At 37.4% G+C, this 16,532-nt stretch carries 11 protein-coding genes; 3 read left to right on the forward strand and 8 right to left on the reverse strand.

Annotated features, from left to right (window positions below):
• Positions 1–240 precede the first annotated feature (240 nt).
• Positions 241–909: a prepilin peptidase gene (locus ACQV2G_RS08190; RefSeq protein ID WP_428876578.1), complete on the forward strand. Its 669-nt coding sequence runs from the start codon at positions 241–243 to the stop codon at positions 907–909.
• Positions 910–1,363: 454 nt separating this feature from the next.
• Entirely contained in the window at positions 1,364–1,507 is a 144-nt protein-coding gene (locus ACQV2G_RS08195; RefSeq protein WP_428874500.1) for a hypothetical protein, read from the forward strand.
• Positions 1,508–1,827: 320 nt separating this feature from the next.
• Here ACQV2G_RS08195 and rpoC read toward each other — a convergent pair whose 3' ends face one another.
• The 5 genes from rpoC to ACQV2G_RS08220 form a co-directional block, all read right to left on the reverse strand.
• A complete protein-coding gene (rpoC, locus tag ACQV2G_RS08200) occupies positions 1,828–5,454 on the reverse strand; it encodes a DNA-directed RNA polymerase subunit beta' (RefSeq protein WP_428876579.1) in 3,627 nt (1,208 codons plus the stop codon).
• Between the two features lie 89 nt (positions 5,455–5,543).
• Positions 5,544–9,152 (reverse strand): DNA-directed RNA polymerase subunit beta, encoded by a 3,609-nt coding sequence (rpoB, locus tag ACQV2G_RS08205; RefSeq protein WP_428874502.1) that lies wholly within the window; start codon positions 9,150–9,152, stop codon positions 5,544–5,546.
• A gap of 370 nt (positions 9,153–9,522) precedes the next feature.
• The gene (locus ACQV2G_RS08210) at positions 9,523–10,188 is read right to left on the reverse strand and encodes a potassium channel family protein (RefSeq protein WP_428874503.1); all 666 of its coding nucleotides are present in this window, start codon (positions 10,186–10,188) and stop codon (positions 9,523–9,525) included.
• A 16-nt stretch (positions 10,189–10,204) separates the two neighbouring features.
• Positions 10,205–11,551, reverse strand: a complete 1,347-nt coding sequence (locus tag ACQV2G_RS08215; protein WP_428874504.1) for a TrkH family potassium uptake protein — start codon at positions 11,549–11,551, stop codon at positions 10,205–10,207.
• Between the two features lie 48 nt (positions 11,552–11,599).
• Positions 11,600–12,220 (reverse strand): class I SAM-dependent methyltransferase, encoded by a 621-nt coding sequence (locus ACQV2G_RS08220; RefSeq protein ID WP_428876580.1) that lies wholly within the window; start codon positions 12,218–12,220, stop codon positions 11,600–11,602.
• Between the two features lie 147 nt (positions 12,221–12,367).
• Here ACQV2G_RS08220 and ACQV2G_RS08225 point away from each other — a divergent pair, with 147 nt between their 5' ends.
• Entirely contained in the window at positions 12,368–12,991 is a 624-nt protein-coding gene (locus ACQV2G_RS08225; RefSeq protein WP_428874506.1) for a thioredoxin family protein, read from the forward strand.
• A 56-nt stretch (positions 12,992–13,047) separates the two neighbouring features.
• Here the strand turns inward: ACQV2G_RS08225 and ACQV2G_RS08230 are convergent, their stop codons facing one another.
• The 3 genes from ACQV2G_RS08230 to ACQV2G_RS08240 all read right to left on the reverse strand — a co-directional run.
• On the reverse strand, positions 13,048–14,154 hold the full coding sequence (locus ACQV2G_RS08230; RefSeq protein WP_428874545.1) for a hypothetical protein: 1,107 nt from the start codon (positions 14,152–14,154) through the stop codon (positions 13,048–13,050).
• A gap of 21 nt (positions 14,155–14,175) precedes the next feature.
• Positions 14,176–15,177 carry a hypothetical protein gene (locus tag ACQV2G_RS08235; protein ID WP_428874544.1) on the reverse strand — a complete coding sequence of 334 codons (1,002 nt, stop codon included), beginning with the start codon at positions 15,175–15,177 and terminating at the stop codon, positions 14,176–14,178.
• A 939-nt stretch (positions 15,178–16,116) separates the two neighbouring features.
• Positions 16,117–16,532 (reverse strand): LPXTG cell wall anchor domain-containing protein (locus tag ACQV2G_RS08240; RefSeq protein ID WP_428876582.1); only part of this gene is annotated, 416 nt, incomplete at its 5' end.

A 16,532-nucleotide genomic window follows, 5' to 3' on the forward strand; every position in this document is an offset into this window, starting at 1 on the left:
TCAGTTTTCAATGAGCTTCGCTGCCATAAGTGACAACTTCTATATACTAGCATGGGTTAGATTTTTTGTCAAACCTTTTTGAAGATTTTTTGAATTTTCTTCTAAATATCTGCTTTTTTAAAAGATATTCGCTAGCAGGAATTACATTTTACTATCTTTTTTAATTTGTGTCAATAATTTTTAGCACTTTTTTTCTTTTTTACGTGTATTTAAGCCTATAACTTATAAAAGGAGTTAATGATGACTCATATACTGTACTTTTATATTGGATCTTGTATAGCGAGTTTTGTTTACTATCTTTCTTATTCCATTATAAATAAAAGCTTTAGTTGGAAAGCACGATCTTTTTGTGATCATTGCCAGCACAAACTCTACTTTTGGCAGTTATTTCCTTTGTTTTCATATTTATTGCTGAAGGGGCATTGTTATTTTTGCTGTCGGAAAATAAGTGTCAATCACTTTTACTTTGAATTGTTTGGTGGACTCTGCTCTTTCTTCTTTTTTCTATTCACTGCTTTTTCTTTTTTTAATCTGATTTTATTACTTATCTTTCTATTCATGACCTTCATGGATATACTTGATCAGTGGGTTCCTGATTTTCTACAACTTTCTTTTTTGACGCTCGGATTACTCTATAATTATTCATATAATATTATTCCCTTTCAGTATTTTCTTATTTTCTGTCTTATCAGCTTTCTTCTTATAAGAACAGAACAGTCTTGGATGGGAGGTGCCGATTTAAAATTCATCTGTATTTCTCTATTGTTTATTCCCCTAGGCTCTATTCCTTACTTTTTATTTTTAGCAGCTTCACTTGGACTTTTGTATTGTTATCTTTCTAAAAGTAAAATAATTCCATTTATCCCTTTTTTAATATTTTCTTTTATAACTAGTTATGTTTTGATATGATGCATTGTAAAATTTAATGCAACACGAGTAAAAATAAAACTCATAACAAATTTAATTCATGTAAAATGTCATTACTATAAAACATACACATGAAAGAGATTGTTATGAGCCCTATATATTACCACGGATGATAGAAGTAAGACTTTTCCCAAATACCTTCTCCTTTAAGACATTCTATAATTGGATATATAAGGAGACTTTATCCGTTTCCTTGCAGGTGTTAAGGAGAAAAGGTCACTCTAAAAAAACGAAAGAAAGAAGAGAAAGATTTGATATCAATACTTCTGTTTAGAAAAGACCCAAAGTGGTGAAGAAGCGCACTGAATTTGGACACTGACAACTTGATATTCTAGTATCTTCTTGAGGAAAAAGCAAAGGATGTTTAGCTACTTTTGCAGAAAGGAAGACTCGTACCTATTTTGCGATAAAAACACCAGACAGAAGTAAACAATCTATGTTAGAAGCGCTTTATCAATTAACAAAATCCTTACCACAAGGAGCCTTTAAAACATTCACATCCGATAGAGGAAAAGAATTCGCTTGCTATGACGTAGTAGAGAGTAAGTTAGGGATAGGTTTTTACTTTGCCGATGCCTAGAGTGCATGGCAAAGAGGCACCAATGAAGGCAGCAATGGCTTGCTAAGGGAATTCTTTCCTAAGAAAACGGATTTCGCACAGCTAAAGGATCAAGACTTGTTTAAAGCTATCTATAAAGTAAACGCTAGACCAAGGAAATGTCTAGCGTTTGAAGCACCCTTTGAACGTTATATTGAGGAATTGAATTTGTTAACAGAAGTGTCGTAATAATTATTGCAATATATCATATAAAAATACCCTTCAATTATGAAAAACTCCCCCTAAAATAGTTTTACTTTTGGGGGAGCAGTTCAATAATTGAAGGGTTTAATCTATTTTGTTTATTTCATTTGCTGTGGTTCATCTGTTATCTCAGTTGGCATAGGAATAGTATCTTGAGTGGTTTGGATTTCCAAATCACGGTAGCTGTTCATTCCAGTACCAGCTGGGATTAATTTACCAATAATGACGTTTTCTTTTAGACCAATTAAGTAGTCACGGTCTCCACGAATGGCCGCATCGGTCAAGACACGTGTTGTCTCTTGGAAGGAAGCAGCTGAGATAAATGATTTTGTCTCAAGAGCAGCTTTAGTAATTCCAAGTAAGACGGGTCGAGCCGTAGCTGGTGTTTCCCCACTTGTAATGGTGTCTTTATTAGCCTTAGCAAAGTCTGCGATATCCATTAAGGCCCCTGGTAAAATAGATGTAGAAGCAGGGTCCATTACACGAACTTTACGTAACATTTGACGAGCCATCACCTCAACGTGCTTATCACCAATTTCTACCCCTTGTCCACGATATACGGCTTGAACTTCGCGCATAATGTATTTTTGGACCGTTAAGACGTCAGTAACTGCTAATAATTCTTTGGGATCGATTGATCCTTCTGTTAAGGCTTGACCACGTTCTACACGATCGCCTTCATTGACTTTAAGGCGAGCAGCATAAGCCACTTTATAAGTGCGGTTATCCGTAACTCCTGTAACGGTAATTTCTTTCAACCGCTCGCTTGATTTTTCTTCAATCGAAGTAACAACTCCGGCAACTTCCGTAATGGTTGCTTGTCCTTTTGGAACACGCGCTTCAAAAATTTCTTGAATACGTGGTAAACCTTGAGTAATATCACCACCACCGGCAACCCCTCCCGTATGGAAGGTACGCATGGTTAACTGAGTACCAGGCTCACCGATAGATTGAGCAGCGATTGTACCTACTGCTTCTCCAACTTCTACTTCTGATCCAGTCGCTAAGTTGCGTCCATAGCAATGTTTACATACACCATGGTCAGTATTACATGTAAAGACTGAACGAATAGTTACAGCTTCAATACCTGCTTTAATAATTTCTGCAGCCTTCTCATCTGTAATCAATTCTTGAGCCTTAACAATTTCTTCTCCAGTTTCTGGATGAATGACTGATTTATGTGCATAACGTCCTTGTAAACGTTCTTCTAGGGACTCAATAACCGAATTACCATCGGCAATTTCACGAATTTCAACTCCACGGTCTGTTCCACAATCTTCCTCACGGATAATGACATCTTGAGCGACATCAACTAATCGACGTGTTAAATAACCTGAGTCAGCGGTCTTCAAGGCCGTATCGGTCATCCCTTTACGCGCTCCGTGAGTGGAGATAAACATTTCCATAACGTTTAAGCCTTCACGGAAGTTGGATGTAATTGGTAATTCGATAATTTTCCCAGAAGGAGCCGCCATATTCCCACGCATTCCGGCTAGCTGGGTAAAGTTAGAAATATTACCACGGGCACCAGAGTCAGACATCATAAAGATGGGGTTTAGACGTGGCAAGCTCTTTTGTAGATCCTTTTGAATCTGATCTTTGGCTTTTTCCCATGTACGAATAACATTTTCATAGCGCTCGTCTTCAGTTAGAAGTCCGCGTCGTCTCATTCGAGTAATCTCATCAACTTTAGCATGAGCTTTCTCTAAGATTTCTGCTTTACTATCTAAACTGAGAACATCCGCTACCCCTACGGTGATACCTGATTGCGTAGAATATTTATAACCCAAATCTTTCATCTTATCTAGCATAATTGATGTTTGAGTAATATGATAATGTTTAAAGACTTCAGCAATAATATTACCAAAATCTTTTTTCTTAAACGGTGACACAGGCTCCATCTGTTCAATAGCTTCTTTAACGTTTACACCTGGTTCCAAGAAGTACTTATCAGGTGTTTGTTGCGTTAGGTTCTCATTTGATGGCTCATTTAAATATGGGAATTCATCTGGCATGATTTCGTTAAAGAATAATTTACCAATAGTTGTAACCATTAAACGTTCTCTTTGCCAGTCAGTGAAAGTTTTATTAGTGAAAGACTTAGCAGGAATCGCTACACGGGTATGTAAATGCACATAGCCATTTTGATATGCAATCTCTGCTTCTGAAATGGAGCTTAGAATCATTCCTTCGCCCACACGTCCCGGTTCTTCAATTGTTAAATAATAATTACCAAGCACCATGTCCTGTGAAGGTGTTGCAACTGGCTTACCGTCCTTAGGACTTAGGATGTTTTGTGCACCTAACATTAACAGACGGGCTTCAGCTTGAGCTTCTTCAGATAACGGTACGTGAACTGCCATTTGATCCCCATCAAAGTCAGCGTTATAAGCGTTACATACTAATGGGTGTAGACGAATTGCTTTCCCTTCAATTAAAACCGGTTCAAAAGCTTGAATACCTAATCGGTGAAGAGTAGGTGCTCGGTTAAGTAGTACGGGGTGTTCCTTAATAACATCTTCAATAACAGGCCAAATCGCATCATGTTGAACTTCAATCATACGTTTAGCATTTTTTACGTTGCTAGCTATTTCGCGTTCTACTAATTCTTTCATTACGAACGGTTTAAATAGTTCGATGGCCATTTCTTTTGGTATACCACATTGGTACATTTTTAAAGACGGTCCAACCACGATAACCGAACGACCAGAATAGTCCACACGTTTTCCTAAAAGATTTTGACGAAAACGTCCTTGTTTACCTTTAAGCATGTGAGAAAGAGATTTTAATGGACGATTACCAGGACCAGTAACAGCACGTCCACGACGACCATTATCAATCAAAGCATCTACTGCCTCTTGTAACATTCGTTTTTCGTTTTGCACAATAATATTTGGTGCACCTAAATCTAAAAGGCGTTTCAAACGATTGTTACGATTAATCACTCGACGGTAAAGATCATTTAAGTCAGAAGTTGCAAAGCGTCCTCCTTCCAACTGAACCATCGGTCTTAAATCAGGTGGTATAACTGGCAAAACATCCATAACCATCCATTCTGGTTTATTTCCTGATTCTTGGAAAGAATCCAAGATATCTAAACGACGAATCGCTCGCGTTCTTTTTTGTCCAGTCAACGTTTTAAGCTCTTCTCGTAAACCACTGATCTCAGCATCTACATCAACTGCATGTAGGAGTTCTTTAATCGCTTCTGCACCCATTTTGGCATAAAAACGGTTGCCGAACTCACGTTTTTTCTCACGATACTCTGTCTCAGTGAGTAATGATTTATATTCTAGACCCGTATCGCCTGGATCAATAACTATGTAAGAAGCAAAATAAATCACTTCTTCTAATAGTCTCGGGCTCATGTCAAGGATCAAGCCGATACGGCTTGGAATCCCTTTGAAATACCACACATGAGTAACTGGGGCTGCTAATTCTATATGCCCCATTCTTTCACGACGAACTTTAGCGCGAGTCACTTCCACGCCACAACGGTCACATACGCGACCTTTATAGCGAACACGTTTTAACTTCCCACAAGAACATTCCCAATCCTTGGTAGGACCAAAAATACGCTCGCAAAAGAGTCCATCTTTTTCGGGTTTTAAAGTTCGATAGTTGATGGTTTCTGGTTTTTTGACTTCCCCATAAGACCATGAACGAATTTTTTCTGGGGATGCGAGACCGATTTTCATGGAATCAAATTTATTAACATCTATCAAGGGGCCGACCTCCTTCTTGATTTAAGCTGGTGTTTCCACCAATTAATGGAGTGCCTTTTCTCCAATGGCTCCAAGGCATTTAGACATTACTAGTCCTCTTTAGTTGTATCTCCACTAGTAATTGAGGCTGAACTTTCATTAGTTTCACTTGTTTGAACGACGCTCTTTTCTTCAGCGGCTTTTTGATCTTCTTTATACTTCTCAAGCGCATTAAAGTTAATTACATCATCTTCATCGTCATCATCCAATAGTTCAATTTCTTTATCTTCAGCGTCCAAGACTTTCAAGTCCAATCCTAAAGCTTGTAGTTCTTTAACTAATACACGGAAGGATTCTGGTACACCAGGTTTGGGAATAGCTTCTCCTTTGACAATGGCTTCGTATGTCTTCACACGACCTACTACATCATCTGATTTATAAGTCAAGATTTCTTGTAAGGTATAAGCTGCACCATAGGCTTCTAAGGCCCAAACTTCCATCTCGCCAAAACGTTGTCCACCAAACTGTGCTTTACCTCCGAGCGGTTGTTGGGTTACTAATGAATATGGGCCCGTTGAGCGTGCATGCAGCTTGTCATCGACCATGTGTGCGAGTTTCAACATATACATGACACCGACTGAAACTTTTCGGTCAAATGGTTCTCCAGTACGACCGTCATATAGAGTTGTCTTAGCATCCGGTTCTAATCCGGCTTCTCTAACTGTTTCCCAAACCTCTTCTTCATTCGCCCCATCAAAGACAGGTGTAGCAAAATTAATGCCTAATTGACGTCCGGCCATTCCTAAATGTAATTCAAAGACCTGTCCAATATTCATCCTTGAAGGCACCCCTAATGGGTTTAACATAATATCAACTGGTGTCCCATCAGGCATAAATGGCATATCTTCTTCCGGCATGATTAAAGAGACAACCCCTTTATTTCCATGACGTCCAGCCATCTTGTCACCGACTTGAATTTTACGTTTTTGAACAATATAAACACGAACCAATTTATTCACTCCTGGTGAAAGCTCGTCGCCATTTTCACGAGTGAATACCTTAACATCGTGCACAATTCCACCACCACCATGGGGAACTCTTAAGGAAGTGTCACGAACTTCACGTGCTTTTTCACCAAAAATAGCGTGTAAGAGGCGTTCTTCTGCTGTCAATTCAGTCACACCTTTTGGTGTGACTTTTCCGACTAGAATATCTCCATCGCGTACTTCCGCACCGACCATAATAATTCCATCTTTATCTAAATATTTGAGGGATTCCTCACTAACATTAGGGATTTCGCGCGTAATTTCTTCTGGTCCTAACTTAGTATCACGTGATTCTGATTCATATTCTTCAATATGAATAGAGGTATAGACATCGTCTTTAACTAGACGTTCAGACATGATGATGGCATCCTCGTAGTTATAACCATCCCAAGTCATAAAGGCTACCAATGGGTTTTGACCTAAGGCCATTTCACCGTTTTCCATCGAAGATCCATCTGCTAAAATTTCATTAGCATCAACTTGATCTCCAACAACAACAATTGGACGTTGGTTGTAACATGTTCCCGCATTGGAACGTGCAAATTTAGTTAAGCGGTATTCATCAACAGAACCATCTTCTAATTGCACACGAATACGTTCAGCATCCACATAGGTTACTCGACCTGGACGTCGGCAAATCAATGCCGCACCCGAGTCGTGAGCAGCTTTATACTCAATACCTGTTCCGATAATCGGTGCTTTGGGACGAATTAAAGGAACTGCTTGACGTTGCATGTTAGCTCCCATTAAAGCACGGTTGGAGTCATCGTTTTCTAAGAAAGGAATCGATGCCGTTGCTACTGCAACTACCTGTTTTGGTGAAACATCCATAAAATCGACTGTGTTAGTTTTGACCTCTAAGTTTTGGTCTTTATAACGAGCCATAACCGTGTCATTTTCAAAAGTACCATCTTCATTTAAACGAGAGTTAGCTTGAGCAATGATGTATAAATCTTCTTCATCTGCTGATAAATACGCAATTTCTTCTGTAACGGTCTTGTTAGCCTTATCCACTTTACGATAAGGTGTTTCAATGAAACCATAACGGTTTATTTTTGCATATGAAGATAAGGAGTTAATTAATCCAATGTTTGGACCTTCTGGTGTTTCAATTGGACACATACGACCGTAGTGAGAGTAGTGAACGTCACGCACTTCATAACCAGCGCGATCACGTGTTAACCCTCCCGGTCCTAAAGCAGAAAGACGACGCTTGTGAGTCAATTCACCCAATGGATTGGTTTGATCCATAAATTGTGATAATTGAGAAGAGCCAAAGAACTCTTTAATAGCCGCTACAACTGGACGGATATTAATTAACTGTTGCGGTGTCATTGTTGAAATATCTTGTAAGGACATTCTTTCACGGACTACTCTTTCCATACGCGATAAGCCAATACGGAATTGATTTTGCAGTAATTCACCGACTGAACGAATACGACGGTTGCCCAAATGATCAATATCATCTGTTGAGCCTACTTGTTCATTTAATAATAAATAGTAGTTCATTGACGCGATAATATCTGCTGGGGTTAAGTGATGCACTCCTTCAAGATTAGCGTTACCGACAATATTAATCACACGGTCCGAATCAAGAGGGGAGTATACTTTGACCACTTGCAAGTCAATCGGTTCACCAATCACACCATCTGGTGAAGGAGTATAAGTATAAACATTCAAACCATTATCTAAGTAAGGGATTAAACGTTCAATATCTCCTGCAGAAAGTTCAGTTCCTTCTGTGAAGAGTACTTCTCCTGTTTCTGGGTCTGCCAAAGTTTCTGCGAGTGTCATTCCTAAAAGACGGTGCTTTAAGTGGAGTTTTTTATTAATCTTATAACGTCCAACTGGCGCTAAATCATAACGTCTTGGATCAAAGAAACGAGCCGTTAATAAGTTACGTGAAGAATCTGCTGTCTTCGGCTCACCAGGACGTAGGCGTTCATAAATATCTTTCAAAGCTTCTTCAGCACGGGAGTCAGAAATGTTTTTATGGACATCTTTAGCTAAAGTGTCATTCAATAGGGTGGTTTCAGATAAGATTTCAACAATCTCGTCATCTTCGCCAAAACCAAGTGCACGAATTAAGGCTGTAATTGGCAATTTACGTGTCCGGTCAATTCTGACATAGGCAATTCCTTTAGCATCCGTTTCAAATTCTAGCCAAGCTCCTCGGTTAGGAATAACGGTTGAAGCAAAAGTATGTCTTGATTTTTTGTCTACTTTATCATGGAAGTAGACACCTGGAGAACGTACTAATTGTGAAACAATAACACGTTCTGCCCCATTAATGATGAAGGTTCCCATATCCGTCATAATTGGGAAATCGCCAAAGAATACTTCTTGTTCTTTTACTTCACCAGATTCTTTATTAACTAAGCGCAAATTAACATAGATTGGTTTAGAGTAGTTGGCATCGTGGGAACGAGCTTCCTCTACTGTATATTTAGCCTCTTGAAATGAGTAATCATGGAAATAAAGTTCTAAATTTTCTGTATGATCGACGATTGGCGAGATATCTTGGAACATGGTCTTTAATCCTTCTTCTAAAAACCATTGATAGGAATCGGTTTGGATTTCAATCAAGTTTGGTAATTCCAAAACCTCATCAATTCGTGCATAACTACGACGTTCTGCTTTTTTACCATATTTCACGATATGATGCTGACTCAAACAATTCACCCCTCTTTAATATTACGTAGCGAATGGTGATTCTTCTGGGCTTGCTTTAACTATCGACCGACAGATTACAATATGTTTACAAATATTATAATTTGATAACAAAATGCTTTTTGTCCTTTTTAAGGGCAAAAAAAAGACAAAAGAATTGATTTTAATCGCCTAAGCTTCCTCAATCTTTTGTTTACTCTGCCAAAATCGCCGACCGGACAATATTTCGGTGCCATTTTGAATTCAATGTTCACGCTATGCGTTATTCAATATTACACTTATTTTTTATCAAAGTCAAGACTTTCTTTCTCAGACTTTAAAAGCAAAAGACCACTCGAATTAAATTAGCAAGTGGTCTTATAAATATAAAATCTTAAATTTCTTTTTCTAATAAAACTTTCGCATTATTGGTGTTGGTTAAGCCGACAAAGAGGTCGCTTTCTTCAATAATAAAGTCTGGATTGACATTAATATCAAATCCTTCTTCAATACGAGACTTAATCGCAATCAAATTAATATCATAACGGCTTCTAAAATTTATTTCTTCAATCGTCTTCCCTATCCAATTCTTACGAGCGGTAAATTCAACAATGTGGCTCTGAGCGTCTAATTGAATTAAATCGAGTACCGAATCATTGGTCAGTTCATTACCAATCCGAATCCCCATATCTGTTTCGGGTAAAATAACGCGATCAACGCCTAATTTCAAAAGCACTTCTTTATACTCTTCTTTGCGCGTTTTTGCGATAATGGTCGGTACTTCTAACTTTTGCAAAGATAATAAGGTAGTAATCGTATTATCAAACTTTGAAGAGGAGGCAATAATTGCCATTTGTGCTTCACCAACTCCGGCTTCTTTTAATACTTCATACTTGGTAAAGTCACCTTGTACAGCTACTTCCACCTTACTAGCAATAGCTTCAACTAGCTCCATGTCGCGATCAATCACGATTACTTGCTTGTGGTTTTCCGCTAAAGTTTTGGCTAAGGATGTTCCGAATAATCCGAGACCTAAAACTGCTGTGATTTCTTTTTTCATGAAAGTTTCTCCCTTTCTATCCTATCATCAAGTTACCATGCGGGTATTTAATCTTTGATGGCTTTCTTCCCATACTCGCTGACCAAAAAATAGTTAACAACCCGATTCGACCAATAAACATCATAAAAATTAAAACGGTTTTACCAATACCAGTTAAATTAGGGGTTAAACCCATACTTAAACCAACTGTTGAAAAGCAAGAGACAACTTCTACTACTACATATTCGATGCCGAATCCTGGAGGAATTGTTTCTGTTATTAACAAGATCATGGTGACAAAGGTAATTAAGCTTAAGCCTGAAATTAAAATAAAGATGGCCTTCAAAATAGCTCCTTCAGGGATGGTACGCTTAAAGATAACCGATCCTCTACGACGAATAGCTGAAGAAGAAAAAATTAAAAGACTTGCTAAAGTAGTGGTCTTAACCCCACCCCCGGTGGATCCCGAAGAAGCGCCTAGAAACATTAAGACAATGGTTAAGAAAATACCGGCAGATGATAAAGCGGTATAGTCCACATTCGAAAAGCCAGCGGTTCGTGGTGTCACCGCTAGAAAAAGATAGTTTACAAGTCTAATAAAGAAGGGTTGGTCCTTAAACAAAGGACTAGGTTGTTCAGTTAGAGCGAATAATACTGTTCCTAAAAGGAGTAAAATAGCCGTTGTAGTCAAAACTATTTTAGTATGCCACAATAATTTACGATTGCGATAAAAGGTTAGCAAATCTCGCCAAACAATGAAACCTAATCCACCAATGATAATCAAACCCATACAAGTTAGGAGAACTAAAGGATTGTCTTGGAAACCAATCATAGAATCTCCCAACAAATCAAAACCGGCATTACAAAAGGCGGACACACTATGAAAGATGGCATAATAAGTTCCTTTTAACCAGCCAAAGCGTGGAATAAAGTCAATTCCTAATAAAGCCGCCCCAATAATCTGTACAATCAAAGAGAATTGGATGATATAGCTCAAAAGATTTCTAACTTCAGAAATATCGGAGATATTTAAAGATTCAAGTAAAACTTTATGCAGTCTTAGATTTATTTGCTTGCCCATATAGATAAAAACGGTAACCCATAAGGTCATAAATCCAAGTCCACCAATTTCAATTAAAACTAGAATAATCGTTCGTCCAAAATAATTCCAATGGTCTGTAGTGTTAACTGTTACATTTCCCGTTACACAAACAGCTGAAACAGCTGTAAACCAAGCATCAATTAGCTTCGTCCATTCACCTGATCGACTAGCTAAAGGAGTGGCTAACAGTATTCCTCCAATAAAGGAAATCACGACAAACGTCAGCACAATATAAATAGGAGCTGAAATCTGAGTAACATAATTTTTAACTTTATCGAACAAATAAACGCTTCCCCTCTAATCAATAATGACTTTTTAAAACCAATGTGTTTAATCTTGAAACAACTTGATGGATTGTAAAATCCAATAGCCTTTAGAGCGATCGATTTCACTGACATTACCAAATGTTTCTTCCATAAACTTTTTCATACTGGGTGCCCCTTGTTTTTTCTGGATAACCAGCCATAACTGTCCTTCCTCTTTTAGTGCTTGATAGGCTTGGGTCACAAATTGCTGAACAATAGTCTTACCAGCTCGAATAGGTGGATTAGTTAAAACATAATCATAAATTGGCTCGAAATTATGAGTGACAACATCTGCTTGTATAAAATCCAGATTTGTCACTCGATTCAACCGCATATTTTCCTTAGCTAATGCCAAGGCTCGCTGATTAACTTCCAAACCCAACACTTGAAGTGACTGCGATTGATCAGCAATAGCAACCGAAATTGGCCCATAACCTGAGCCTAACTCCAATAGTTGGCCGGAATTTATACTTTGATTAAGCTTTAAAAAATTTTCTATCAAGAGGCGCGAACCAAAGTCCACTCTACCTTTGGAAAAAACTCCCGCATCGGTAGAAAACTGATAACTTTGGTGAAAAAGCTGTGCTTCAATATAACGTTCATCATGACTGCTTTGTGGTTGCTGACTATAATAATGATCGGACATAAATACACCCCTTGCTTGAATCGATCTCATATATCTTAACATTATTGCTAAAAAAGTGATATAATTTAATTATTATCATGCTTAAGTAATTAAATATTTTCTATAAGAGTTAAACCATTACTAAGCTTTTTAGAAAGGAAGTTTACAGTGAAATTATTAAATAAAAAATTGTTCCTACTAATGTCAGTCTGTTTCTTACTAACTGCTTGCCAACTAAATGATTCTAAAATAGACAAACAAGAAAATCCAATCACAAATCAAAAAAGCAAGATTGAAAAAAGCGACTACATTGGAGAAGATGGTCAAGTTTCTTTTAAGGAAGACCTTATTCTTTTAAACTTAGATAAAGAAACGAAAGAAAAAGTCTATAAAGAGCTAGACAAGATTGAAAAATATGCCGATGAAGTAAGTATCGCCCCTTTAAAGATGTCTAACCTTTCTAAAATAGAAGGTCAAACTGCTTATGAAGCAGTTATCGAAGATTCTAAAAATGAAGCCAAACTAATCTATGTAGGTTTTGATTCTTGTCCATATTGTCGTGTTTTTCTACCTAAGTTAAATCAATTAGCTAAAGAAATGAACCTAAATTATCATTATTATAATGCCGATGAGCGAATGGAGGATGATAATTTCCGTGATGTTGTCGATAATTTCTTTGAAATTTCCACGGTTCCCCAACTGCTCATTGTTAAAGATGGTAAAGTAGACAGTAAATTGGAAAACTCCAATTCAATGGCTGACTTAGAAAAATTCCTTCTAAAGCTTAATTAATTAAGCTATTTAAAAATCGCCCTCATCTAAATTGAGGGCGATTTTTTAACCAATCTCTAATTTTCCATCGTTGTTTCTTCTGAGTCTTCTAAATAACTTTCCATCTCTTCACTTGATTCTTCTTCTATTTCAAGAGGAGTCATGGTCACTTCTTTTTCAGTATCAGATATAACTTCTTCAGAGAATGTAAACTCACCAGGGAAAGCCTCTTCCACAGCCATTTGAATTTCATCGATAAACTCACCGGTTAATTCATCAGCTTTAACGATATATTGATATTCTTCGCGATCTGCCTCATATTGAACTTCAAAGGTTGCTTCATCGTAAGTTAGCGCTTGGGTTTCGGTGCCTGGTCGAATACCTAAGATGATATCGAATTTATCGTCCACTTTGATCATTTCTCCAGCAACAAAAAGATCCGGATAAATCAGTAATTCCTTCTCTAAGTATTCCTCCGCTGCTTCTTCTGTTTCAAATTCACTCGAAATATAGAATAAAATGTAGCGTCCTTTTTCTTCAACAGCTTCTGCATAGGTCACTCGAACCAAAATAAAGTCTTCATCAATGATTTCTTTTTCAGCAATAAAGCGGTCTTTTGTCGCCTCGTCTTCTTCAATCAATTGAATAAAATCATCCGCTTCTGACTCTTCTTTGAAGACATTAGCATTAAAAGTAATGAATTCTCCCTCAAATAAGTCAATCTCTTCTTCTACTTCCGTCTCTTCTTCCATTTCAATACTTGTTTCTGGTATCTCAATCACTTCAATATCTTCTGGTCGATTGGAAGGCTGTGGGCGACTTGGAATATAAGGTTGAGTTGGTCTAGGGTTTGGATTAGGTTGGGGCTGGCTAGCAACCGTTGTTACAGTCGTTTCTGTAGTTTGAACAGTTGTTTCTTTTGGGCTTTCAACTGTAGTGTTAGCAACAGTTGTTTCTTTCTCTTCAGACTCACCGCTACCATTGTTAGGCTTAGTTGTAGTTTCATTTTGAGGTTTACTAGGTGCAATCGTAGACTCCTGTGGTGCAGGCTGATTTCCTTCGTTTGTGGGTGGGGTTTGCTCAGTGTCCGGCTTATTTTCAGTGTCATCCTGAGCAAAAATTGTCCCCACGCATCCAAACGTTAAAACGGTAACTACTAAAAGATTAATAAGTTTATTCTTCATTCTATTTTCTTCCTTTCTTATTTAGCGACGGAAACCTAAAACAATTAAGACAATTCCTAAAAGGAATAAAACAACTGCAACTCCTATAGTTACAATAGAAACATTATCTTCAGAAATCCCTAGGTTCATTAACTTTTCCTTTAAGTTTATCTGTGTTAAATAGTCATCAACTTTGGTGTTGAATTGAGAAAATAGATTTCCTGCCATGTTTGAGCCGTTATCATCACTTTCTACACTCGCTTGCCGCTCAGATAAAGGTAGTTGGCGAAGTGTCACTAACGTTTTGCCATTTTCTTCTACACTTTCAAAACTGAATTCACCAGGAAAACGTTCTTCAATGGCTTGACGATAAGGGTCATCACCATTTGATTCTAATTCATACTGATAAGGCTCTCTTTGATCATAGTATTCAATTTCTTGCTTAGCTGTATCTATACCAAAGCCATCTGCGTTGGCATTAACTTTCAAAGCAAAAGCCAGATCATATCCATCACCTTGTGATGCCAATTCACCTTTTTCAAACAAATCAGGATAATATAATAGATGTTTATCTAAGACTTCTTGGGCTTGACTTTGATCGGCAATATTGACTGGAAAATATAAAACAATCAGTTGACCATCTTCTTTAGCACTGTCACGATAATTAGCTGAAAGTAAAAAGCGACTCTCTTCAGAGACATCCTCTAAAATTATCTGATCATTCAGACTTGCATCATTCTTTACATAATTGGCAAAGTTATCTAGTGATTCTTGATTTTCAAACTCATTAAGGGGATAAATAACAATATCCGTTTCAAACAAACCTTGTTCCATTGCTTTATTAGATGCTCTTTCCTCATTCTCACCAACGGATGATTCGTCATCAGAGTTTGTAGATTTCTCTACTTTCTTTAAGTCTGACGGAAGGGCAGGTCGTGGAATGAAAGGATCAGAAGTTGCTTCTACCATCAAGTTAGAACAAGTATAAAGACTGAACAGGAACCCTATTAACAAACAATAAAAAAAACTCTTTTTCTTTTGCATAAACCGAACTCCTCTAAATTTGTTAGCTACATTATAACAGTCTTATACCTTTTTTAATAATGGAAACTTTGAATTTATAAAAAAAGAGACCTTAACAAAGTCCCAAACAATCAGTCCCAATAATCCGAATGCAAGGTAGTTTCATAAAGGGGTCATAAGCAAGTTTTTGCCTATACTATTCAAACAGCTTGCAATCGCAAGGGGGTGGATATTAGCTTATAGTGTCTACTCTAGAAATACCCACTATACGCAAGTATTTCGATTACTATTTAAAAAGATTACTCTTTTTAATCCCACTCATCTCATTGCAGAGGCGAGCTATAAAACGGCCACCATCGTTCAATTTCTTTTAAACCAATCCACCATACCAGTTTTTCCTTATACGCGACCAAGAAGTAAACCCGAGCATAGAGAGTGTATCTATGATGAATACTATGACTGTTATTTAGATGAAAAAATGGGGTCTATCATTCTACGACCACTAATCAAAAAGGCTATCGAGAGTACAAAGCCTCTCGTCAAGATCAGGAGAACAATCAAAATAAATGTGTAATTAGCCGACATGTGTGGCAAAAAGCCCTTGAAAGGTGTGAGGATATCAGGTATTCAGAGGGTATGCGTGCTCTTTATAAAGAATCCAAAGAGTCCGCTGACAGAATATTCGGCACTGCTAAAGAACATCATGGCTTTCGATAGACGCATTTTATTGGAAAAAGCTTGATGGAATTTAAAGCAGGGCTCACTTTTACTTGTTTAAACATGAAGAAATTGGCAAATATACTAGAGATGAAGAGCTAGAAAGGCTTCGGTTTTTTATTTTACAGGAAACTTTTAAGACAAATAAAGACAAACCCTTCCTTGAGAGTTACTCAAATAGGGTTTGTCTTCAATCTGAGAGCAAAATTATCTTGCTCTTTTAAATAGCTGCTATTAAATTAACTATGCTTCTTCACGTTTCTTAGCAACTAAGCCTAATCCTGCTAATACAGATAATGCTGCTGCACCATAAATTGCGAAGGTTGAACCTTCACCAGTTTGTGGTAATTCAGATTTTTCTTTTTTATTTTCTACTGGCTTTGGATTTTTTGGTTTTTCATCTGCAGGTTTTTCATCTGCAGGTTTTTCAGTTACCATAAATGTCATAGTTTCTTCATCATATGACCATACTAACTCACCTAAACCAAAGCGAGCAACATAGTCATGGAAGTATTTTTCAGCTTCTTTCATAGATGCAGCTTCATATTCAGATGTAATGTTAGTATCAGATGTTTTTAGAACTAATTTAAATGTATATAATTTAGGTGCTTTTTCATCTGTTGCCATGAATGTCATTGTATCAAAATCATATGACCATT

The organism is Facklamia sp. P12955, assembly GCF_050409565.1.
Taxonomy (GTDB): domain Bacteria; phylum Bacillota; class Bacilli; order Lactobacillales; family Aerococcaceae; genus Facklamia.

Bases quoted from the DNA above. Each gene is read 5' to 3' on its own strand.
- ACQV2G_RS08235 (WP_428874544.1), bottom strand. From the start codon at position 15,177: ATGCAAAAGAAAAAGAGTTTTTTTTATTGTTTGTTAATAGGGTTCCTG.
- ACQV2G_RS08190 (WP_428876578.1), top strand. From the start codon at position 241: ATGACTCATATACTGTACTTTTATATTGGATCTTGTATAGCGAGTTTT.
- ACQV2G_RS08210 (WP_428874503.1), bottom strand. From the start codon at position 10,188: ATGAAAAAAGAAATCACAGCAGTTTTAGGTCTCGGATTATTCGGAACA.
- ACQV2G_RS08195 (WP_428874500.1), top strand. From the start codon at position 1,364: ATGTTAGAAGCGCTTTATCAATTAACAAAATCCTTACCACAAGGAGCC.
- ACQV2G_RS08230 (WP_428874545.1), bottom strand. From the start codon at position 14,154: ATGAAGAATAAACTTATTAATCTTTTAGTAGTTACCGTTTTAACGTTT.
- ACQV2G_RS08220 (WP_428876580.1), bottom strand. From the start codon at position 12,220: ATGTCCGATCATTATTATAGTCAGCAACCACAAAGCAGTCATGATGAA.